Annotated in this window: 23 protein-coding genes, 4 tRNA genes and 1 riboswitch; of the genes, 18 read left to right on the top strand and 9 right to left on the bottom strand. The window is 61.6% G+C overall.

The features are described 5' to 3' along the window. Positions 1–3 precede the first annotated feature (3 nt). From HDC32_RS06970 to HDC32_RS06945, 6 genes are all read left to right on the top strand, one after another. Positions 4–573 carry a nucleotidyltransferase family protein gene (locus HDC32_RS06970; protein ID WP_184743136.1) on the top strand — a complete coding sequence of 190 codons (570 nt, stop codon included), beginning with the start codon at positions 4–6 and terminating at the stop codon, positions 571–573. A 134-nt stretch (positions 574–707) separates the two neighbouring features. Beyond that, positions 708–1148, top strand: a complete 441-nt coding sequence (gene tspO / locus HDC32_RS06965) for a tryptophan-rich sensory protein TspO (protein WP_184743133.1) — start codon at positions 708–710, stop codon at positions 1146–1148. After that, a complete protein-coding gene (locus HDC32_RS06960; RefSeq protein WP_184743130.1) occupies positions 1148–2071 on the top strand; it encodes an alpha/beta hydrolase fold domain-containing protein in 924 nt (307 codons plus the stop codon). Before tspO ends, HDC32_RS06960 begins: the two co-directional genes overlap by 1 nt. A gap of 91 nt (positions 2072–2162) precedes the next feature. Further along, the gene (locus tag HDC32_RS06955; protein ID WP_167656374.1) at positions 2163–2327 is read left to right on the top strand and encodes a hypothetical protein; all 165 of its coding nucleotides are present in this window, start codon (positions 2163–2165) and stop codon (positions 2325–2327) included. Continuing rightward, entirely contained in the window at positions 2324–2776 is a 453-nt protein-coding gene (locus tag HDC32_RS06950; protein ID WP_131699754.1) for a GNAT family N-acetyltransferase, read from the top strand. Before HDC32_RS06955 ends, HDC32_RS06950 begins: the two co-directional genes overlap by 4 nt. A 75-nt stretch (positions 2777–2851) precedes the next feature. Beyond that, positions 2852–3058, top strand: a complete 207-nt coding sequence (locus HDC32_RS06945) for a hypothetical protein (RefSeq protein ID WP_237683162.1) — start codon at positions 2852–2854, stop codon at positions 3056–3058. A 306-nt stretch (positions 3059–3364) separates the two neighbouring features. Here the strand turns inward: HDC32_RS06945 and HDC32_RS06940 are convergent, their stop codons facing one another. The 4 genes from HDC32_RS06940 to HDC32_RS06925 all read right to left on the bottom strand — a co-directional run bounded on the left by HDC32_RS06940 (position 3365) and on the right by HDC32_RS06925 (position 7411). Beyond that, a complete protein-coding gene (locus HDC32_RS06940; RefSeq protein WP_184743127.1) occupies positions 3365–4129 on the bottom strand; it encodes an ABC transporter ATP-binding protein in 765 nt (254 codons plus the stop codon). Then, a complete protein-coding gene (locus HDC32_RS06935; protein ID WP_131699752.1) occupies positions 4126–5130 on the bottom strand; it encodes an iron ABC transporter permease in 1005 nt (334 codons plus the stop codon). The genes HDC32_RS06940 and HDC32_RS06935 overlap by 4 nt, the downstream gene beginning before the upstream one ends. Further along, positions 5127–6137 carry an ABC transporter substrate-binding protein gene (locus HDC32_RS06930; RefSeq protein ID WP_184743124.1) on the bottom strand — a complete coding sequence of 337 codons (1011 nt, stop codon included), beginning with the start codon at positions 6135–6137 and terminating at the stop codon, positions 5127–5129. The genes HDC32_RS06935 and HDC32_RS06930 overlap by 4 nt, the downstream gene beginning before the upstream one ends. 113 nt (positions 6138–6250) lie before the next feature. Next, positions 6251–6445, bottom strand: a riboswitch (cobalamin riboswitch). Between the two features lie 36 nt (positions 6446–6481). Further along, positions 6482–7411 carry a DNA/RNA non-specific endonuclease gene (locus tag HDC32_RS06925; RefSeq protein ID WP_184743121.1) on the bottom strand — a complete coding sequence of 310 codons (930 nt, stop codon included), beginning with the start codon at positions 7409–7411 and terminating at the stop codon, positions 6482–6484. Between the two features lie 129 nt (positions 7412–7540). Here HDC32_RS06925 and HDC32_RS06920 point away from each other — a divergent pair, with 129 nt between their 5' ends. Continuing rightward, positions 7541–8602, top strand: coding sequence for a M4 family metallopeptidase (locus HDC32_RS06920; RefSeq protein ID WP_131699749.1), 1062 nt, complete (start codon positions 7541–7543; stop codon positions 8600–8602). Between the two features lie 14 nt (positions 8603–8616). Continuing rightward, positions 8617–8922 carry a protealysin inhibitor emfourin gene (locus tag HDC32_RS06915; protein ID WP_131699748.1) on the top strand — a complete coding sequence of 102 codons (306 nt, stop codon included), beginning with the start codon at positions 8617–8619 and terminating at the stop codon, positions 8920–8922. A gap of 2 nt (positions 8923–8924) precedes the next feature. Here the strand turns inward: HDC32_RS06915 and HDC32_RS06910 are convergent, their stop codons facing one another. The 3 genes from HDC32_RS06910 to HDC32_RS06900 form a co-directional block, all read right to left on the bottom strand. Then, the gene (locus tag HDC32_RS06910) at positions 8925–9281 is read right to left on the bottom strand and encodes a response regulator (protein ID WP_184743118.1); all 357 of its coding nucleotides are present in this window, start codon (positions 9279–9281) and stop codon (positions 8925–8927) included. A 23-nt stretch (positions 9282–9304) separates the two neighbouring features. Further along, the gene (locus tag HDC32_RS06905) at positions 9305–10747 is read right to left on the bottom strand and encodes an ATPase domain-containing protein (RefSeq protein WP_184743115.1); all 1443 of its coding nucleotides are present in this window, start codon (positions 10745–10747) and stop codon (positions 9305–9307) included. Between the two features lie 73 nt (positions 10748–10820). Beyond that, positions 10821–12212, bottom strand: coding sequence for an aldehyde dehydrogenase family protein (locus HDC32_RS06900; protein ID WP_184743112.1), 1392 nt, complete (start codon positions 12210–12212; stop codon positions 10821–10823). A gap of 103 nt (positions 12213–12315) precedes the next feature. On the opposite strand from HDC32_RS06900, the gene ptrR reads away from it, so the two are divergent. After that, positions 12316–13203: a putrescine utilization regulator PtrR gene (gene ptrR, locus HDC32_RS06895; protein WP_184743109.1), complete on the top strand. Its 888-nt coding sequence runs from the start codon at positions 12316–12318 to the stop codon at positions 13201–13203. A 6-nt stretch (positions 13204–13209) separates the two neighbouring features. Here ptrR and HDC32_RS06890 read toward each other — a convergent pair whose 3' ends face one another. Together HDC32_RS06890 and HDC32_RS06885 are read right to left on the bottom strand one after the other, a co-directional pair. After that, positions 13210–13419 carry a hypothetical protein gene (locus tag HDC32_RS06890; protein ID WP_074847327.1) on the bottom strand — a complete coding sequence of 70 codons (210 nt, stop codon included), beginning with the start codon at positions 13417–13419 and terminating at the stop codon, positions 13210–13212. A 111-nt stretch (positions 13420–13530) separates the two neighbouring features. Beyond that, positions 13531–14727, bottom strand: coding sequence for an amino acid aminotransferase (locus HDC32_RS06885; protein WP_167656367.1), 1197 nt, complete (start codon positions 14725–14727; stop codon positions 13531–13533). A gap of 342 nt (positions 14728–15069) precedes the next feature. Between HDC32_RS06885 and uvrB the strand changes: the two genes are divergently transcribed. From uvrB to HDC32_RS06840, 9 genes are all read left to right on the top strand, one after another. After that, positions 15070–17085: an excinuclease ABC subunit UvrB gene (gene uvrB / locus HDC32_RS06880; protein WP_131699742.1), complete on the top strand. Its 2016-nt coding sequence runs from the start codon at positions 15070–15072 to the stop codon at positions 17083–17085. A gap of 200 nt (positions 17086–17285) precedes the next feature. After that, positions 17286–18767 carry a glutamate--tRNA ligase gene (gene gltX, locus HDC32_RS06875; RefSeq protein ID WP_046068947.1) on the top strand — a complete coding sequence of 494 codons (1482 nt, stop codon included), beginning with the start codon at positions 17286–17288 and terminating at the stop codon, positions 18765–18767. A gap of 147 nt (positions 18768–18914) precedes the next feature. Further along, positions 18915–18990, top strand: a tRNA-Ala gene (locus HDC32_RS06870). 78 nt (positions 18991–19068) lie between these two features. Beyond that, positions 19069–19144, top strand: a tRNA-Glu gene (locus HDC32_RS06865). A 50-nt stretch (positions 19145–19194) separates the two neighbouring features. Beyond that, a tRNA-Ala gene (locus HDC32_RS06860) sits at positions 19195–19270 on the top strand. 80 nt (positions 19271–19350) lie between these two features. Further along, positions 19351–19426 (top strand) — tRNA-Glu (locus HDC32_RS06855). A 181-nt stretch (positions 19427–19607) separates the two neighbouring features. Continuing rightward, positions 19608–20147: a TetR/AcrR family transcriptional regulator gene (locus tag HDC32_RS06850; protein ID WP_184743106.1), complete on the top strand. Its 540-nt coding sequence runs from the start codon at positions 19608–19610 to the stop codon at positions 20145–20147. Positions 20148–20161: 14 nt separating this feature from the next. Beyond that, positions 20162–20995: an alpha/beta hydrolase gene (locus HDC32_RS06845; RefSeq protein WP_131699740.1), complete on the top strand. Its 834-nt coding sequence runs from the start codon at positions 20162–20164 to the stop codon at positions 20993–20995. 40 nt (positions 20996–21035) lie between these two features. After that, positions 21036–21470 (top strand): thioesterase family protein, encoded by a 435-nt coding sequence (locus HDC32_RS06840; protein ID WP_042571801.1) that lies wholly within the window; start codon positions 21036–21038, stop codon positions 21468–21470. The last annotated feature ends 18 nt before the right edge of the window (positions 21471–21488 follow it).

Here is a 21488-nt window from a genome sequence, read left to right as displayed (position 1 = left end):
AGCATGACATTGACTGTCGAAACCCTGCTCGAACTGGCCATGGCCAACCCCATTAACGCCGAAATCACTGCGCGCCTGCCTGACCTCGGGGTGGACCAGTGCATGCTCACGGCGGGTTGCCTGTTCCAGGCGGTATGGAACCATCAGGCGAGTCTGCCTGCCGATCAGGGCGTGAAGGACTACGACGTTTTTTACTTCGATACCGACGTGTCCTACGAGGCGGAAGACGCGGTGATTCGTGCGGCGGACGAACTGTTCAAAGACCTGGGTGTCAATGTCGAGGTCAAGAACCAGGCGCGGGTGCACCTTTGGTACGGTCAGCGCTTTGGGCGGCCTTATCCGCAGTTGCGTTCGGCCCGCGACGGGGTCGATCGTTATCTGGTGGCCGGTACGTGCATCGGCTTGGAGATTGCCACGGGCGAGGTGTATACGCCGTATGGGTTGGACGATGTGGAGCAGGGGATTTTGCGGATTAACCCGTTGCATCCGGAGCAGGCGTTGTTTGAGCAGAAGGCGCGCAGTTATCAGGCTCGGTGGCCTTGGCTGAGGATTGTTGGGGGTGGGGACGCCTGAATGCTTTGGCTGGGGGCGCTGCGTTATCGTTGGTGATTTTCGCGAGCAAGCTCGCCCCTACCGTTGATTTACGCTGAACTTTTACGTGGGTGCTGCACGTCCAAGATTCAAACCACTTCCGCCAAGGACAGACGATGACTTTCTTTATCTTCCTGCTAGCCTGCGCCGCCGCTGCCAGTACCGGCATTATTTTCAAGCCCGGCGCCTGGTACGAATCCCTGGTTAAACCCAGATTCACTCCGCCTAATTGGCTGTTTCCGGTCGCGTGGACGATCATTTACCTGCTGCTGGCCTGGGCCGGTTATCGCTTGAGCCTGATCCCCGGCAGCCAAATGGTGCTGGCGCTGTGGGCCGCGCAAATTGCACTGAATACCTTGTGGACACCGGTGTTTTTCGGCGCGCATCGCGTGCTCGCCGGGATGGTGATCATCGTGCTGCTGTGGATCACCGTCGCCGCCATGGTGGTATTGGCCGTGCGCCTGGACCTGATCACCGGCTTGATCCTGTTCCCGTACCTGGCGTGGCTGTGTGTGGCGGCGGCGTTGAATTTCTCGATCCTGCGCAATAACCGCTGATGGCCCACCAACCTTGGCCCGCCAGCGAGGCGGAACTGGCCCAGATGCGCCGCTTCAATCAGAAGCTCGCCTGGCTGCCGCGCTTCAAGATCCGCAACCGGATCACGCCGCGGTTGATCCAGGCGCTGCTACGCGTCAGTCAAACGCTCAAGCGCGCCACACCGGCTGAAAGCAGGGTTGTCGACAACGTCCCCGTGCGCATCCTGCGGCCAAGCGGCAAGCCCAAGGGCGTGGTGCTGGATATCCACGGCGGCGGCTGGGTGATCGGCAATGCGCAGATGGACGACGACCTCAACCTGGGCATGGTGCGCGCATGCGACGTGGTGGTGGTGTCGGTGGATTATCGGTTGGCGGTCGACACGCCGGTCGAGGGGCTGATGGCGGATTGTTTGGCCGCTGCGCGTTGGTTGCTCAGTGCCGATGAGTTTGCCGGCCTGCCGGTCATTGTCGTCGGTGAGTCGGCCGGTGGGCATCTGGCGGCGGCGACGTTGCTGGCCCTCAAGCAATGGCCTGAACTGCTCAAACGTATAAGCGGCGCGGTGTTGTACTACGGCGTTTATGATCTGGCCGGTACACCGAGCGTACGCGCTGCCGGGCCGGAGACGTTGCTTTTGGATGGGCCGGGGATGGTGGAGGCGTTGCGCATGCTCACGCCGGGGCTGAGTGATGATGAGCGCCGGCAGCCGCCGTTGTCGCCGTTGTATGGTGACTTTGAAGGGCTGCCCCCGGCGTTGATGTTTGTGGGGGAGTTGGACCCGCTCAAGGATGACACGCTGTTGATTGCAGAGCGGTGGCCCAGGGCGGAAGTACACCTGTTACCGGAGTCGGCCCATGGGTTTATTCATTTTCCGGTGGCGATGGCCGATGGCGTGCTTGCTTGCAGCCGCAAGTGGATAACGAAGCACGTCGAGGGAGAAAAGTGAGTTCTCCCCAGGCAGGCGGCGCTTATTTTCCAAATCGAGTGCCATCCCCACGATCTTCCATCGGACACCCGACCAACGCGGCGTATACACCTTGCGCCTGACCTGGCAAGCGGACGGCGCCATTGGTTATCAGGTTGCCAGCGGTGGGGCGTGGGAAGAGAGGAAACTCGTCGAAAAGCCCGGTTTTTCAGTGCGCCATGTGAGCGTGCATGCCTCCGGTATGAAGGGCAGTGCTGTGTGTGAGTTGCGGGAATGAACGCGCTGACGTTGAGGCCGGCGACGGTGACCGATCTGCCGTCGATCTATCGGGGAGAGCAGGATTACATCCGGCGCTGGGAGCCTGACCACGAAGCAGCCTGGCGGCTCCAGTTGGAGCGCCACCTCACGCGCTGGGTCGATAACTTCGAACGGTTGACGATTGCGATGCTGGACGGGCAGTTCGCCGGTTATTCGCTGTGGACGGCAGAGGAGGGGTTTGCCGAGCTTTGTACGATCAACGTCAGTGAAGCTTACCGACGCCAGGGGATCGGTCGAACGTTGCTGAACGCTTACGCGGCGGCGGCTGGGCAGAATGACTTCCTGAAGTTGCGGTTGAGTGTACGTTCCGATAACCCTGCCCGGCTGATGTATGAGCGCGCCGGGTTTGTCTGTGTGGGCACAGGTTCCAACGACTACCTTTGCTACGAGCGAGCCAGCCGCCCGTGAATATCCCCGCAAGAATCGGATAGCCACCGCTGTCCAGGTGCTCGTCTCATAGGGCTCTCCTAAGAGGCGCCCTCCATGAACTTTCGCATTACGGGCCTTGCTCCCGATCCATTTCTCAGTGTGTTTGGTTTGCCCGACGATGAGCTTGCCGCGCGTGGGATCAAGCGTTACCGAGTCGACCGTCACCCAGGTTTTCCTGACCGCATAGAGATGAAAGATGCGCAGGTTGGGCAGAGCGTGCTGTTGCTCAATTTAGATCCAATGTGGGAGGGGGGCCGATAGCCCTAGGTATCTCCACAACTTTCAGACACTGACAAATCTCCCTGTGGCGAGCGGGCTTGTCCCGCGTTGGGCTGCGTAGCAGCCCCAGTCAAGAAGAACGCGGTGTATCAGACACTCTGTATAGACTGGTTTTGGGGCTGCTACGCAGCCCAACGCGGGACAAGCCCGCTCGCCACAACAGCCCTATCTGCCGGGCGTTCGGCGTTGAGCCAACGGTGTCTATATACCTATGCCCGATAGCAGTCTGTCAGTTGAAGCAAATGTCGACTGGCACACCGCCCCTCCCACATTAGGAGCTCGGCGTGTTCAGTTAGACCGCAACCGCAGTATCTGCGCCCCATCAAACGGGTCCGTCAGGTAATGCGCCTGCACCCCGAATGTCTCCTGCAAGCGCTCCGGCGTCAGCACGTCCAGTGGCGTGCCCAGCGCTACCAGGCGCCCACGATCCAGCACGGCCAGGCGATCACAGGTCAGCGCTTGATTCAGATCATGCAGGGCGATGAGGGTGGTCACCGGCAATCCTTGCACGCCTTTCAAAATCGCCAGTTGATGCTGGATGTCCAGGTGATTGGTCGGCTCATCCAGTAACAGGATCTGCGGCCGTTGCGCCAGGGCGCGGGCGATGTGTACGCGCTGGCGCTCGCCGCCGGAGAGGCTGCGCCAGGCGCGGTGGCTCAGGTGGGTGGCGTCCACATCATGCAGGGCCTGGCGCACGATGGCGTCGTCTTCGCCGGACCACGGGCTCAGCGCCGACAGCCAGGGTGTACGGCCCAGCGCGACGGCGTCGAACACGCGGATGGCGTCGTCGGTGTCGGCCTGTTGTTCCACCACCGCCACCTGTTGTGCGATGGCACGGCGGGACAGGTCACCCAGGCGGTGGCCGCCCAGGCGCACGTCGCCGCTGGCCGGTGTGCGCAAGCCGGCGAGCAGTTTGAGCAGGGTGGATTTGCCGGAGCCGTTCGGCCCGACGATCCCCAGGGTTTCACCCAACTGAACCTCCAGGTGGATATCGCGCAGCAATTCCGCCTCACGCACCTTGAAGCCCAGGCCGGTGCAACTCAGTACGCTCATCGCGCATTCCTCCGGCCAATCAGGATCAGTGCAAACACCGGCGCGCCGACCAGTGCCGTCACCACGCCGACCGGAATCACCTGGCCCTTAATCAAGGTGCGCGACAACACATCGGCCGCAATCAAAAATAACGCCCCGCCCAGCGCACTGGCGGGCAGCAGGCGCGAATGCCCGGTGCCGAGCAGCAGGCGCACCGCGTGGGGGATCACCAGGCCGACAAAGCCAATGGAGCCCACAATCGACACCATCACCGCCGTCACCAGCGCCGCGCACCCCACCAGCACAAACTGCACACGGCGCACGGGGATGCCCAGGGACGCCGCCGAGTCGCTGCCGAAGGTAAATGCATCCAACGCACGACGATGCCACAGGCACACCACCAGGCCGGTGACCGCCACCGGCACCGCCAGCCACACCGACGGCCAGCGCACGCCGCTGAGGTTGCCCAGCAGCCAGAACATGATGCCGCGGGCCTGTTCGGAGCTGGCCGACTTGGTGATCAGGAATGCGGTGAGCGCATTGAACAGCTGCGACCCGGCGATGCCCGCGAGGATGATCTGCCCGGTGCCGCTGGATGAACCACTGGCCCGTGCGAGCAGGATCACCAGCGCAAACGCCGCCATCGCGCCGACAAAGGCGCCGGCCGACAGTGAAACCAGCCCGCCGCCCACGCCCATCAACGCCACCAACACCGCGCCGGTCGAAGCCCCGGCGCTGATGCCCAGCAGGTACGGATCAGCCAATGGGTTGCGCAGCAACGACTGCAAAATCACCCCACAGGTCGCCAGCCCGGCCCCGCAGGCGGCGGCAACCAGGGCGCGGGTGAGGCGGTAGTTCCACACCACGCCTTCATCGATCGGGTCCAGCACGTAACCGGCCGCCCACAGTTTGTTGGCGAGCACCTGCAGCACCACCTGGGGCGAGATGGCGGTTTCGCCGATGGCCACGCCGGCGAGCACGGCGATCAGCAATAGCGCCAGGGCGAGTAAGGTCCGGATCATTTCGGCAGGTCGTAGCCGTCGATGGCCGTGGCCAGTTGTTCCAGGCCATCGAACGTGCGGATGCTGGCCTGCAGCGCCAGGGCGTCGAGGATGATGATGCGGTTGTTTTTTACCGCGTCCATGTTGCGCGTGACCGGGTCGCTGCGCAGGAAGGCGAGTTTCTTTTCATGGTCGTCGGCGGGGTAGCGGCGTCGGTCCATGCGGGCGATCACCAGGAAGGTCGGGTTGGCCTTGGCGAGGGTTTCCCAGCCGACGGCGGGCCACTCTTCATCGGACTGCACCACATTGTGCAGGCCGAGGGTTTCGAGCATGAATTCGGGAATGCCCTTGTGGCCGGCCACGTACGGGTCGCTGGCCATTTCGGCGCTGGAAAACCACACCAGCGCGCTCGCCTGCTTGAGGCCTTTGCTCTGCACGGTGGCCACGGATTTGGCCAGGCGCGCCTTGAGCGCGTCGTTCAGGTGTTGGCCGCGATCCTGTACGTCGAAAATCTGCGCCAGTTGGCTGATGCTCTTGTAGATCGTCTCGATACGGAACGGCTCCAATCGCGTGCCGTCGGCGCCCACCAGGTTGTCCTTGCCTTCGCAGTCGGAGGGCAGCAGGTAGGTGGGGATCTTCAGTTCGTGAAACTGCTCGCGGGTACCGACCACGCCTTGCGGGCCCACCACCCATTCCAGCTCGGCGGCCACCAGTTGCGGGCGCTTGGCGATCACCGCTTCAAAGCTGGGCTCGTTGTTGGCCAGGCGCTCGATGCTGTCGTTCTGTGCCTTGAACTGCGGCAACACGCTGTTGAACCACAGCGAGGTGCCGACCACGCGGTCAGCCACACCGAGGGCATAGAGCATTTCGGTGGCGGCCTGGCCGATGGTCACGCTGCGCGCGGGCGCCTGCTGGAAGGTGAGGGTGCTGCCGCAGTTTTCCAGGGTCAGCGGGTAATGCGTGGGGGCGGCGTGGGCCAGGGCGCAGAAACCCAGGCCGCTGATCAGGGCGGTAACGCGTGGCAGCATGAGGCAATCTCCGTGAGAACCGTACGTGGAAACAGGGGAGGTACGGTTCGGAAATACGCCCTCGAACGCTGCCGAACGGGCAGGCAAGGATGTCCTTCCCGGACACCCCGCCGGTTAGTGATTACTGGGCCGGCAGGTCTCCTGACTGATGCGTCGTCGCCACGCTCCGGCCTTCCCGGACGCGGTCCAGTGGCAGTGGGGAGCAGGCTCGGCATCTACAGTTGCGGGGGCAGTTCCGATTGACGCGGCATACCGCGCTTCGGATTCCCTATTAGTCCCGTTCGGGAACCGGCGCGGTATGGTAGTTGATTAGGGCGAGACGATACAGCCCGAGGGGCGCCCAGTCAGAGACGAATATCCTCGGGGCCCCGGATCAGCGCTTCAATTCGCGTGCCTGTGGCGCGCTCTTCGTTGCTGAAGCCGTCGTAGTCCGCCAGGTTGGCGAAGCGGATGCCGGTCAATTGTTCGATCTGGATCACGCTCCGCTGGTAGGTCCTGACCTGGCCGAACATCAGGTCGAGCTGACCCAGTTCGCGGCTTTGGTCGATCATATAGGCACTGGCAGAGGGTTTGCCGTCATCGCTGAGGTAGGCCACCACTTTCCAGAACGCCTTGGGGATTTTGATACCTCGGTAGACGCGGTCATCGTCGGCGAACACCGGGCCGCTGAACACCGTTGCCCGGGCTTTCCAACGTTGCGTGTTATTGAGGATGTAGTCTTCCAGTTCCAGCCAGGTCTTCTGGTTGAACCCGCTCATCTGCGGCGAGCAGTTGGTGAAATGAAAGGTGTCGAGGTTGGCTGTTTTTGCCTCGTCGCCCCAGTTGGGGTCCTGGCGCCGTACCAGGTGGCCGCGATCCAGGCCATTGTTGGTGTAAAGCGCTTCACCCACCTGCGCGCTGATCGGCAGGCGACCATCGTAGGCCCAGGTGTCGTTGCTGCGGATTATCTCCACATGCTGCCCGCCGTCGATATTGACCCCCACGTAGAGCGCCAGTCGTCGGGAACGGGACATCGTCACCGAGAAATGCGTGTAGTCCAGCCGCAGCGGTTCTACGTCATCTGCCAATGCCTCATCGGCGGTGGGCCAGGGCACCACGAAGCTGCTGAGAAAGTCTGCTGCATAGCCGCGCCGGTCCTTTAGATCCTTGGCGGCGGTGACACGGGGCGTCGCCGCCCGGGCCTCCATCAGCGTGGGGGTGGTCGCGATCAACGGGCGCAGATCGGCGAGTCGTGGGCGGTGCGAAAGGTCGATTTTGGCTTTGCGGGCTGGCATGGGTAAGTCCTCCTTGGATAAACACGACTGCAACATGGATTGATGACAATTGATGACACGGGGTAACGCTGGGGGGCTATCCTCAAACGGTTACCGGAGCTACACCATATGCCAACAGGGAGCCAGCCAATGTGTGATCGCCACCACCGCAACCCGATTTTCTGCCTGATTCCGCCGTATATGCTCGACCAGATCGCGCGTCACGGTGATAAGGCCCAGCGCGACATCGCGCTGCGCACCCGCGCCAAGGACAGCACGTTCCGTTCGCTGCGCATGGTCGCAGTGCCCGCCAAGGGGCCGGCCCACATGGCCCTGGTGATGGGCGCCGGCAAACGGCGCTCGATCTACAGCGCCGAAGGCACCGACAGCCTGCCGGGCAAGCTGATCCGCGGTGAAGGCCAGCCCGCCAGTGGCGACGCCGCCGTGGACGAAGCCTATGACGGCTTGGGCGCCACGTTCGATTTTTTCGAAGAGGTGTTCGACCGCAACTCCATCGACGACGCCGGCATGGCGCTGGATGCCACCGTGCACTTTGGCCAGAACTATAACAATGCGTTCTGGAACTCGACCCAGATGGTGTTTGGTGATGGCGATGACCAGTTATTCAATCGCTTCACGGTGGCCCTCGATGTGATTGGCCATGAATTGGCCCATGGCGTCACCGAGGACGAAGCCAAGCTGATGTATTTCAATCAGTCCGGTGCCTTGAACGAGTCGCTGTCGGACGTGTTCGGCTCACTGATCAAACAGTATGCGTTGAAGCAAACGGCCCAGGACGCCGACTGGTTGATCGGCAAAGGGCTGTTCACCAAGAAGATCAAAGGCACCGCTCTGCGTTCGATGAAGGCCCCGGGTACGGCGTTCGATGACAAGCTGCTGGGCAAGGACCCCCAGCCAGGGCATATGGATGATTTTGTCCAGACCTACGAGGACAATGGCGGGGTGCATATCAATTCCGGCATTCCCAACCATGCGTTCTATCAAGTGGCGACGAAGATAGGCGGTTTTGCCTGGGAGCGCGCTGGGCGCATCTGGTATGACGCGCTGCGCGATGCGCGGTTGCGGCCGAACTCGGGTTTTTTGCGTTTCGCGCGTATAACCTACGATATCGCCGGCCGTCTCTACGGCGCGAACAAGGAGGAGCACAAGGCGGTCAAGGAGGGCTGGAAAGCGGTTGGCATTAACGTTTGACGTGAGGAACAACCATGCAAATTTCGATCAAGGAAAACGGCGGGCCGGCGTTTTTTCCGGGTTTGGCCAAGCCTCGTACGGTGGAGTTGAACACGTTGCCCGAGCCGGACCAGCAAGAGTTGCGGCAGCTGATCGAGGCTTCAAACTTCTTTCAGTTGCCGCAGAGCACCACGCCAGAGCCCGGAGATCCAGGCCAGGTGCACTACACCCTGACCGTGAAGGAAGGCCAGCAGGAACATACGGTGTGCGTGCTCGCGCCGGTGAAGTCGCAGGCGCTGGATGGGCTGGTGCAGTGTGTGCGCCGGCATATCCGCAGTTGAGGTCACCCCAGCAGTTCCTTCACCTTGGTAATGATCTTGTCGATGTTGAACGGCTTGTCCAGCACCGCATCGAACAGGTCCGAGCGCTGCATGCCGATATGGGCCTGCGCGCCGCTGATCAGGATAATCGGCAGGTGCTTGACTGTCGGCAGCGCGCGCACCGCTTCGGCAAACTCCTCACCGTCCATCACCGGCATCATGAAATCGGTGATGATCAGCGACGGCCGTTCTCGCTCCAGCACCTCCAGCGCCTTTTTCCCATTGCCAGCTGTGACGACCATGAACCCCTCATCTTCCAGTGCGTAGGCAAGGATATCGGCGATCAAGTACTCGTCATCGACGACCAGGATGGTGGCCATGTCAATTCAACCTACCCAAAGACTTAAAAAGCTGAACCAGGCAGCGCTGAATTGGATGCAACTGAGGGGGCATTTGTTGAGACCTTTCTTAAGTCAACGGCTTGGTCACGGATCACCACCTCCAATAATGAGGGGTCATAAAAGCTGTCTCTGACCTTAAGAATGGAAAGCGTCCTTCTAAGTTCAGACTGAATCTCGAAGAAACGCATAAGCATGAGGTTGTCGGCAATGCTCGACAGTTCAGATGCGGGTGAAGTGACCTCCGCGCCGAACAGATCATGCATCTCCCACGTGGCAAACACCGTGACGCCCCTGGCGCGCAGTTCGTTCATCAGTGCGCTGTAGAAATCGGTGATCCGCGCCGGGTTGTTGGAGACGCGGGTCATGCCGCTCAAGCTGTCGATGAACAGGCGCTTGATGCCCTTTTCCTCGACCAGGCGCAGCAATCGCGCACCCAGCCCGTCCAGCAGGCCTTCGGTGGTGGGCTGCCAGGCGATGGTCAGTGCGCCACTGTCTTCCATCTCCTGGATATCGATGCCCAGGGATTGGCCTTTGAGCCGCAGGCGCTGAGGGCTTTCGTAGAAGCCGAAGTGCAGGCCGGGAGCGTCTACCGTCGATTCCGAGAGGAACTTGAGGCCCAGGGTGGTCTTGCCAATGCCCGACGGCCCCATGACCAGGGTCACGCTGGAACTGTGCAGCCCACCGCCGAGGATGCCGTCCAACGAGCCGATACCGCTGGCGATGCGCGTCAGGTCGGCGCTGTCGGGCGCGGACGGCCGGCCATAGAGGCTTTCCAGGCGTGGGTACACCACCAGGCCGTCGTCGTTGATTTCACACTCGTGCAGGCCGGTGAGCGCGCCGCTGCCGCGGGTCTTGCGCAACTGGATACGGCGCACAGAACGGGTGCCGAACAGTTCCTCGCCCATTTCGATCACGCCATCGACCATGGTGTGCTCGGGGCTGCCGTCATCCAGGCGTGAGCTGGTGAGGAACAGCACCGTGCAACCGGCGAAGGCGGCATGCCCTTGCAGTTCGGAAATGAATTTTTTCGTGTCGATCGGCGAGTCGGCCTTGGAACGCGCGTTCAACAAGCCGTCCACCACCATGACGGTGGCCCTCTGCCTGCTGATCTCACGCCTGAGCAGCTTGACCACTTCGTCGAGGCCTTCGTTTTCCAAGGTGTCGAAGGCGCTGACAAACTGGATTTCTGCGCCCACACGGGAGGCGTCAAAAAAGCTCAGGGTAGAGAGGAACTGGAAAAGGCGGTCGTGGGATTCCGCCAACAGCGTGGCAACCAGGACTCGGCCGCCATTACGCGCGTGATGAAACCCCAGCTGGTTGGCAAGGATGGTTTTACCTGAGCCGGGGCGGCCCTGAATGATATAGGACGCCCCAGACACCAGCCCGCCCTTGAGCAGAGCGTCCAGCCCTTCGATTCCGCTTTGAAGGCGATTTAGCTTTTCCACAGTGCGATCCTGACCCTAAAAACATGCTGTTAAGCCGAGTGGACAGAATGCTAACGTCATTTGTTCACTGCTGCTACTTGCGATCCAGCCACACGGTCTGTGCATTGCAGAATTCGCGTACGCCAAAATGCGACAACTCGCGCCCAAACCCGCTCTTCTTCACGCCGCCAAACGCCACCCGAGGGTCGGATACGCTGAACGCGTTGACGAAGATCCCGCCGGTTTCCAACTGGTTGGCGATGTCGTGGGCCTTGGCCGGGTCGGTGGTGAAGATGCTGGCGGTGAGGCCGAACTCGCTGTCATTGGCCAGGGCCACGGCGTGGTCGGCGTCGCGGGCGGTGATGATCGAGGCCACGGGGCCAAACAGTTCCTGTTTGAATGAGGTCATCTGGTCGGTGACGTCGGCCAGTACGGTCGGCTCATAGTAGTTGGCGGCGCCGGCGACTTTGTGGCCACCCAGCAGCAGGGTGGCGCCTTCTTCCAGGGTGGCCTGAACCTGGCCGTGCAGCTCGTCGCGCAGGTCGAAGCGCGCCATCGGACCGACGTAGGTGCTGGCCGAGGTCGGGTCGCCCATCACCAGCGCGCGGCTGGCTTCGACGAACTTGACGGTGAAGGCGTCCACCACACCGGCTTCGATGATCAGGCGCTTGGCGGCGGCGCAGACCTGGCCACTGTTCTGGAAACGACCGATCACGGCGGCCTGCACGGCGGCGTCGAGGTCGGCGTCGTTGAGCACGATAAACGGGTCGGAGCCACCCAGTTCCAGCACGCATTTTTTCAGCGCGGCGCCGGCCTGGGAACCGATGGCCATGCCGGCGCGTACGCTGCCGGTGAGGGTGACGGCGGCGATGCGCGGGTCGGTGATGGCCTTGGATACGCCGTCCTGGGTCACGTTGATGACTTCGAACAGGCCTTCAGCGAAACCGGCTTTCTGCAACGCCGCTTTCATCAGGTAGGCGCTGCCCATCACGTTCGGGGCGTGTTTGAGCACGTAGGTGTTGCCGGCGAGCAGGGTCGGCACGGCGCCGCGCAGCACTTGCCACACCGGGAAGTTCCACGGCATCACGGCGAGGATCGGGCCCAGCGGGCGGTATTCGATCTGGGCGCTGCCGTTGTCCACCAGAGTGGGTTCCGGGGCCAGCATGGCCGGGCCCTGGGCGGCGTACCACTCGCTGAGCTGGGCGCATTTTTCGATTTCGGCACGGGCCTGGGTGATGGGCTTGCCCATTTCCAGGGTGATCATCTGCGCCATCTCTTCGGCTTGATCGCGCAGGGCGCCGGCCAGGGCCAGCAGCAATTCGGCACGCTGGCTGACCGGCTGGCGGCGCCAGGTGCGGAAGGCTGCGGTAGCACGGTCGAGGGCGGCATCCAGCTGCGCGGCGGTTTCGTAGGGGTAGCTGCCGACGGTTTCGCCGGTGGCGGGGTTGATCGACAGGGCGTGGGTCTGGGGAGAAATAGCGTTCATGGCACCGTCCGGCTGAAGGAGTGGAATGGGGTCAGCCTACGGGGATGCATGTTTTCTGGAAACTGAATAATATTAAGCAATACATTCACGATTGGAGAATGATTTGGATCTGGTGCAGCTGGAAATCTTCAAGGCCGTTGCCGAGCAAGGCAGCATCAGCGCCGCCGCGCAGTTGATTCATCGGGTGCCGTCGAACCTGACCACGCGCATCAAGCAACTGGAGCAGGATTTGGGCGTGGAGTTGTTTATCCGCGAGAAGAGTCGCCTGCGGCTGTCGCCCGCCGGGTGGAATTTTCTCGGCTATGCGCGGCGTATCCTCGACCTGGTCCAAGAGGCCCGCGCGACGGTGGCGGGGGAGGAGCCCCAGGGCGCGTTTGCCCTCGGTTCCCTGGAAAGCACGGCGGCGGTGCGTATCCCGGCGTTGCTCGCGGCATACAACCAGAAGCACACCAAGGTCGAACTGGACCTGAGCACCGGGCCATCGGGCACGATGATCGAGGGCGTGCTGTCGGGGCGGCTGGCGGCGGCGTTTGTCGATGGACCGGTATTGCATGCCACCCTGGAAGGCGTGGCGGTGTTCGAGGAGGAGATGGTGGTGATTGCGCCGTTGCACCACGGGCCGATCACGCGAGGGCAGGATGTGAACGGGGAGAGCATTTACACCTTTCGCTCCAACTGTTCCTACCGGCACCATTTCGAGCGCTGGTTCGCACAGGACGGCGCGGTGCCGGGGAGGATCTTCGAGATGGAGTCCTACCACGGCATGCTCGCCTGCGTCAGCGCCGGGGCCGGCCTGGCGCTGATGCCACGCAGCATGCTCGAAAGCATGCCGGGGTTTACCACGGTGAGCGTGTGGCCGCTGACGGACAGTTTTCGCACCTTGCATACCTGGCTGATCTGGCGCCGTGGCACGGTGTCGCAGAGTTTGAACAGCTTCGTCAAGCTACTGGAGGAGCGCGCTCTTCAAAACTCCGCGCCTCCCACATTTTGATCTCTATCAGCCGCCGAACTGGAAGGTGCCCATGGCCAATTTGGCCATGATCGCGGTCGCGCCCAACTGCACCAGCCACAACGCCAGGCCGCCCAGGAACACACCCAACGCCACTTGCAGCACCAGGCTTTTCTGGCGCTTGGCTTGTGGTGCGCGCGGGGTGAAATGCTCCTGGTCGTCGGGGTCGGCGTGCAGGTTCAGGTCGTCGTTTTTCATAGGGCTCTCATAACAAAAGGGCAATCGCTGCTCAGTCTAGGGGAGCAGGGGCTTTTCCGACAGGCATTAAAAAGGGAAGCCACGGCTTCCCTTCGTATAACGCCGTCAGGCTTATAGAACCTGAACAATCGCCTTTGTTACCGCAGCAATGTTCGACTGATTCAAGGCCGCCACACAGATACGCCCGGTATCCAGCGCGTAGATACCAAACTCGCTGCGCAGGCGGGTGACTTGCTCAACGGTCAGGCCGGAGTAGGAGAACATCCCACGCTGGCGACCGACGAAGCTGAAGTCGTGGCCAGGAGCAGCCTTGGCCAGCTCGGCAACCATCTGTTCACGCATGCCACGGATGCGCAGGCGCATCTCGGCCAGCTCGGCTTCCCACTGGGCGCGCAGCTCAGGGCTGTTCAGCACTGCGGCAACAATCGCTGCGCCATGGGTTGGCGGGTTGGAGTAGTTGGTGCGGATCACGCGCTTGACCTGGGACAGGATGCGCGCACTTTCTTCCTTGGAGTCGCCGACGATGGACAGTGCGCCCACACGCTCGCCGTACAGGGAGAACGACTTGGAGAACGAGCTGGAGACAAAGAAGGTCAGGCCCGATTCGGCGAACAGGCGCACGGCTGCGGCGTCTTCGTGGATACCGTCGCCAAAGCCCTGGTAGGCCATGTCGAGGAACGGCACCAGGTTCCTGGCCTTGACCACGTCCAGTACTTGTTGCCAGTCGGCCGGGCTCAGGTCGACGCCGGTCGGGTTATGGCAGCAGGCGTGCAGCACCACGATGGACTGGGGCGGCAGGGCGTTGAGGTCTTCGAGCAGGCCGGCGCGGTTCACGTCGTGGGTGGCGGCGTCGTAGTAGCGGTAGTTCTGCACCGGGAAGCCCGCGGTTTCGAACAGGGCGCGGTGGTTTTCCCAGCTTGGGTCGCTGATGGCGACGACGGCGTCGGGCAGCAGCTGCTTGAGGAAGTCAGCACCGATCTTCAGGGCGCCGGTGCCGCCAACGGCCTGCACGGTCACGACGCGGCCAGCTTCGAGCAGGGGCGATTCGGTGCCGAACAGCAGGGTTTGCACGGCCTTGTCGTAGGCCGCGATGCCGTCGATCGGCAAGTAGCCACGGGCGGCGTGTTGCGCCACGCGAATGGCTTCCGCTTCGGCAACGGCACGCAAGAGTGGAATCTTCCCCTCCTCGTTGCAATAAACGCCCACGCCAAGGTTGACCTTGGTGGTTCGTGTGTCGGCGTTGAATGCTTCGTTGAGGCCCAGGATTGGATCGCGTGGTGCCATTTCGACAGCGGAGAACAGGCTCATTTTGCGGCGGCTCTATGGGGGAAGGGAGGGACGTGTCGCGCTCCAGCCGAATGCACTAGAGCGGTGCACAAACGGGGAGCTAGTATAGAGGCCATCACGGCTGAGGGCGACAACCGAAACGGCTTTTCGGCCAAGTTTTTCGGTTTATTTGCCGACCGTTAGTCTTATTGCAACATTGGTCAATGACGGCAGGCGGGACGATTGCCTTGAAACCCGTCACATTCGCCACCACTTCTACAGCTATCATGGTTTTTTCCTACGACCCGCTCTGAAACTTCGCGGGTTGTGGTCTTTTTCGTCCCCGACGGGTTTACAGTCTGGGGTGACTTCAAGAGGTACGTTATGTCGGATTTCCAACTAGTCACCCGCTTTGAACCTGCCGGCGACCAGCCCGAGGCCATTCGCCAGATGGTCGAAGGCATCGAGGCCGGCCTGGCGCACCAGACGCTGCTCGGGGTGACCGGTTCGGGCAAGACGTTCAGCATCGCCAACGTGATTGCGCAGATCAACCGCCCCACGCTGGTGTTGGCCCCGAACAAGACCCTGGCCGCGCAGTTGTATGGCGAGTTCAAGGCGTTCTTCCCGAACAACGCGGTGGAATACTTCGTTTCTTACTACGACTACTACCAGCCCGAAGCGTATGTGCCGTCCTCCGATACCTTTATCGAGAAGGATGCGTCGATCAACGACCATATCGAGCAGATGCGGCTGTCGGCGACCAAGGCATTGCTGGAGCGCAAGGACGCGATCATCGTCACCACGGTGTCGTGCATCTATGGCCTGGGCAGCCCGGAAACCTATTTGAAGATGGTGCTGCACGTCGACCGCGGCGACAAACTCGACCAGCGCGAGCTGCTGCGCCGCCTGACCAGCCTGCAGTACACGCGCAACGACATGGATTTTGCCCGCGCCACCTTCCGCGTGCGTGGCGATGTGATCGACATCTACCCGGCCGAATCCGACCTGGAGGCGATCCGCATCGAGCTGTTTGACGATGAAGTCGAGAGCCTGTCGGCCTTCGACCCGTTGACCGGCGAGGTGATCCGCAAGCTGCCGCGTTTCACCTTCTATCCGAAAAGCCACTATGTGACCCCGCGCGAAACCCTGATGGGCGCCATCGAGGGCATCAAGGTCGAGCTGGCCGAGCGCCTGGAGTACCTGCGCGCCAACAACAAGCTGGTGGAAGCCCAGCGCCTGGAGCAGCGCACGCGCTTTGACCTGGAGATGATTCTCGAGCTGGGCTACTGCAACGGCATCGAAAACTACTCGCGCTACCTCTCGGGCCGTGACTCCGGCGCGCCGCCGCCGACCCTCTACGACTACCTGCCCGACGACGCACTGCTGGTGATCGACGAATCCCACGTCAGCGTGCCGCAAGTGGGCGCCATGTATAAGGGCGACCGCTCGCGTAAGGAAACCCTGGTGGAGTACGGCTTCCGTCTGCCGTCGGCACTGGATAACCGGCCGATGCGCTTCGACGAGTGGGAAGCCATCAGCCCGCAGACCATCTTTGTGTCGGCCACGCCGGGCAACTACGAGGCCGAGCATGCCGGCCGTGTGATCGAGCAACTGGTGCGGCCGACCGGTCTGGTCGACCCGGAAATCGAAATTCGCCCGGCGCTGACCCAGGTTGATGACCTGTTGTCGGAGATCCATAAACGTGTGGCCCTGGAAGAACGGGTGCTGGTCACCACGCTGACCAAGCGCATGTCCGAAGACTTGACCGACTACCTCGCCGACCACGGCGTGCGTGTGCGCTACCTGCACTCGGACATCGATACCGTGGAGCGCGTGGAAATCATCCGCGACCTGCGCCTGGGCACCTTTGATGTGCTGGTGGGCATCAACCTGCTGCGCGAAGGCCTGGACATGCCGGAAGTGTCGCTGGTAGCGATCCTCGATGCGGACAAGGAGGGGTTCCTGCGCTCCGAACGCTCGCTGATCCAGACCATCGGCCGCGCAGCCCGAAACCTCAATGGCCGGGCGATTCTCTACGCGGATCGCATCACCGGCTCCATGGAGCGGGCGATTGGCGAGACGCAACGCCGTCGCGACAAGCAAATTGCCTTCAACCTGGAAAACGGCATTACGCCTAAAGGCGTGTTCAAGGACGTTGCCGACATCATGGAAGGCGCCACCGTGCCGGGCTCGCGCAGCAAGAAGCGCAAGGGCATGGCCAAGGCTGCCGAGGAAAGCGCCAAGTACGAGAACGAACTGCGCTCGCCGAGTGAGATCACCAAGCGGATTCGCCAGTTGGAAGAGAAGATGTATCAGCTGGCGCGGGATCTGGAGTTTGAGGCGGCGGCGCAGACCCGCGATGAAATTGGCAAGTTGCGTGAGCGCCTGCTGGCGGTTTGATTGGCGGTGACTTGACCGGCCTCATCGGGGGCAAGCCCCCTCCCACACTTTGATTGGCGAACACCGTCAAATGTGGGAGGGGCGGTGCGACGATTCGACTTGCCCCCGATGGCTGCGCCTCGGTTTTCCAGAAATCACCCAGGCTGTTACCATTCGCCCCTTGTTTCAATTTCAGTTACATCGCCCATTCGAGACCTGCCATGACCACCGTCCGCACGCGCATCGCGCCATCGCCTACTGGGGATCCCCACGTCGGCACTGCCTACATCGCCTTGTTCAACTACTGCTTTGCCAAGCAGCACGGCGGTGAATTCATCCTGCGGATCGAAGACACCGATCAACTGCGCTCCACCCGCGAGTCGGAACAGCAGATTTTCGATGCTTTGCGCTGGTTGGGCATCACCTGGGCCGAAGGCCCGGACGTCGGCGGCCCGCACGGCCCGTATCGCCAGAGCGAGCGCAGCGACATCTACAAGCAGTACACCCAGCAACTGGTCGACATGGGCCATGCGTTCCCATGCTTCTGCACCGCTGAAGAACTCGACCAGATGCGCGCCGAGCAACAGGCCCGTGGCGAAACCCCGCGCTACGATGGCCGCGCGTTGCTGCTGTCGAAAGAGGAAGTGGCTGCCCGCCTGGCCGCCGGTGAACCTCACGTTATCCGCATGAAAGTGCCGAGCGAAGGCGTGTGCGTGGTGCCGGACATGCTGCGCGGTGATGTCGAGATCCCGTGGGACCGCATGGACATGCAGGTGTTGATGAAGACCGATGGCCTGCCGACGTACTTCCTGGCCAACGTGGTCGACGACCACCTGATGGGCATCACCCACGTGCTGCGCGGCGAAGAGTGGCTGCCGTCGGCGCCGAAGCTGATCCTGCTTTACGAGTACTTCGGTTGGGAACAGCCGCAGCTGTGCTACATGCCGCTGCTGCGCAACCCGGATAAGAGCAAGCTGTCCAAGCGCAAGAACCCCACATCGGTGACGTTCTACGAGCGCATGGGCTTCATGCCGGAAGCGATGCTCAACTACCTGGGCCGCATGGGCTGGTCGATGCCGGACGAGCGCGAGAAGTTCTCGCTGCAGGAAATGGTCGACAACTTCGACCTGTCCCGCGTATCGCTGGGCGGGCCTATCTTCGATATCGAGAAACTGTCGTGGCTCAATGGCCAGTGGCTGCGTGATCTGCCGGTGGAAGAATTCGCCAGCCGCGTGCAGCAATGGGCGCTGAACCCTGAATACATGATGAAGATCGCGCCGTTGGTGCAGGGCAGGGTGGAGACGTTCAGCCAGGTCGCACCGTTGGCCAGCTTCTTCTTTGCCGGTGGCGTGAACCCGGATGCCAAGTTGTTCGAATCCAAGAAGCTCTCGGCTGACCAGGTTCGCCAACTGATGCAGTTGATCCTGTGGAAGCTGGAAAGCCTGCGCCAGTGGGAGAAGGATGCGATCACCGCGACGATCCAGGCGGTAGTTGAATCCCTGGAGCTGAAATTGCGCGATGCCATGCCGCTGATGTTTGCTGCGATCACCGGGCAGGCCAGTTCGGTCTCTGTGCTGGATGCGATGGAAATTCTTGGCCCGGACCTGACGCGTTTCCGCCTGCGCCAAGCCCTTGATTTGCTTGGTGGTGTATCGAAGAAAGAAAACAAAGAGTGGGAAAAGCTGTTGGGCGCTATCGCTTAAACAGTCCGCTGCAGCGACGAAACCCAGGTTTTCCGGGGTTTCGTCGGTAAGTGATTGTTATCCCGGCAAAAAACTTTGGAAAATGTTGAAAATAAATTTGACACGTTTCCAAACCGCCATTAAGATTCGCCCCGTCCTCACCGATGAGGGGCTATAGCTCAGCTGGGAGAGCGCTTGCATGGCATGCAAGAGGTCAACGGTTCGATCCCGTTTAGCTCCACCAATTTACAGGTTCAAGGTCTGGCCACACCGTCCTTGAATCGATCAGCTCTCAGCGCTGATCAGGTGTACAGAAGGTTTTGTCCCCTTCGTCTAGTGGCCTAGGACACCGCCCTTTCACGGCGGTAACAGGGGTTCGAGTCCCCTAGGGGACGCCAGTTTCAACAAGCAGTTCGAAAGGTCTGCTGCGCCGCGAGGCGAAAAATCCGGGGCTATAGCTCAGCTGGGAGAGCGCTTGCATGGCATGCAAGAGGTCAACGGTTCGATCCCGTTTAGCTCCACCAATTTACAGGTTCAAGGTCCGGCCACACCGTCCTTGAATCAGATCAGTTCTCAGCACTGATCAGGTGTATAGAAGGTTTGTGTCCCCTTCGTCTAGTGGCCTAGGACACCGCCCTTTCACGGCGGTAACAGGGGTTCGAGTCCCCTAGGGGACGCCACGATTACCCGCTTTGCGGGATTTTTAAGGGTCATTCAATTATTGAATGGCCCTTTTGTTTGTCTGGCGTTTGGCCAATTCTCTCTTCCATTCCCTTTTTTGTGCTGACCAGTGGTCATGTCTGTCGCTTGCTAAATATTATTATGGTAATAATATTTAACTCAGGAAAGTCGGAGGCAACGATGAGCGATAAAAAAGCGCAAACCCGCGAACGTATTCTGCAAGCCGCCAGCGCCGCGTTGATCCAGCGTGGTCCAGCCGAGCCTAGCGTGGGTGAAGTCATGGGCGCGGCGGGGCTGACCGTCGGTGGTTTTTACGCGCACTTTGAAAGCAAGGACGCCTTGATGCTGGAGGCCTTCACCCAGCTGTTGGCGCGCCGTCGTGCCGCTATCGACGATATCGACGCACAACTGACGGGAGAAGAGCGCAGAGGCCTGGTGGCGGCATTTTATCTGTCGCGCAAGCATCGCGATTCAACGGTTCAAGCATGCCCGATCCCAGCTACCGTGGGCGAGATGGCGCGGCTGCCGGACGCCTTTCGCGAAGTGCTGAACGAGCATGTGGAACTGATGGTTGCCCAGCTCGCCGCCAGTCCTGAAGACACCGACAAAGCCTTGGCTGATATGGCGTTGATGATCGGTGGACTGGCCTTGGCGCGTGCCCTGGGTCCGGGCGAGCTGTCGGACCGAGTGTTACGTGCGGCCAAGTCGGCTGTGCGCTAAAAGAGGGTGCGAGGATGGGCGCGTTAACCTGGCTTCGTCGCTTCAACGGCACCGTGGGACACCTGGCACCGCAAACCGTGGCCAATAAGATGCGGCGTGTCTTCATGACGCCACGCGACCTGCCGCCGCGTGACTGGGAACTGCCGCTGCTGGCGCAATCGGAACGCATTACCTTGCGTTTCGGCCTGTCCGCCCTGCGCTGGGGTCAAGGCCCTGCGGTGTTGTTGATGCACGGCTGGGAAGGTCGTCCAACCCAGTTCGCCAGCTTGATCACCGCGTTGATAGACAACGGATACTCCGTGATTGCCCTGGATGGCCCCGCCCATGGTCGTTCGCCGGGACGGGAGGCTCACGTGCTGCTGTTCGCCCGGGCCATGCTGGAGGCGGCTGCCGAACTGCCGCCGCTGCACGCTGTGATCGGCCATTCCATGGGCGGTGCCAGTGCGATGCTGGCAGTGCAGTTGGGGCTGCGTACCGAGGCGTTGGTGAGCATCGCCGCCCCGTCACGCTTCCTGGATGTGCTGCGCGGCTTTACCCATATGGTCGGTTTACCGGCGCGTGCACGCTCGGCATTTATCCAGGGGGTGGAGTTGACCTTCGGAATGCCGCTCAAACACCTGGATGTGGCCCATTACCAGATGAATATCCCTGGCCTGATCGTGCACGCCGAAGACGATACCTTCGTTCCGGTCAAGGCGTCTCAAGCCATCCACGAAGCCTGGTTCGACAGCCGCCTGCTGCGCCTGGAGCAGGGCGGGCACCAGAAAGTGCTGGCCGATCCCCGGGTGATCGAGGGCGTGCTGGCGTTGTTGGCGGGGCGCCGTCTACAGGACCGGCAAACCGCCTGATACACTGCCCCCCGCCGACATTAATCGACTGGAGCAAGGCATGGGCTGGGATTTGGCAACGCCGTTTATCATCGATCTGCAGGTCGCGCCTGAAGACATCGACGGCCTGGGGCACGCCAATAACGCGGTGTACGTGTCCTGGCTGGAGCGCTGCGCCTGGCGCCACTCCCAGCGCCTGGGGCTGGACCTCACCGAATACCGCCGCCTGGACCGTGCCATGGCGGTGGTGCGTCATGAAATCGATTACCTGGCGGCAGGCTACGAAGGCGACGAGCTGCAGTTGGCCACGTGGATCGTCGATTGGGATCAGCGCCTGAAGATGACCCGCCGTTTCCAGTTGGTACGCCCGCGTGATGGTGCGACCTTGCTGCGGGCGCACACCACCTTTGTCTGCATCGAATTGTCCACCGGCAAGCCCAAGCGCATGCCGGCCGAGTTTCTCGACGGTTATGGCCCCGCCCTGACAGGGGGTTAACGGTTGCCGCGGGAAACC

Origin of the sequence: Pseudomonas sp. JAI120 (genome assembly GCF_014207255.1) — a bacterium.
GTDB lineage: Bacteria > Pseudomonadota > Gammaproteobacteria > Pseudomonadales > Pseudomonadaceae > Aquipseudomonas.
The sequence above is the reverse complement of the archived record's forward strand: the minus strand, read 5'-3'. Positions and strand labels throughout refer to the sequence as shown.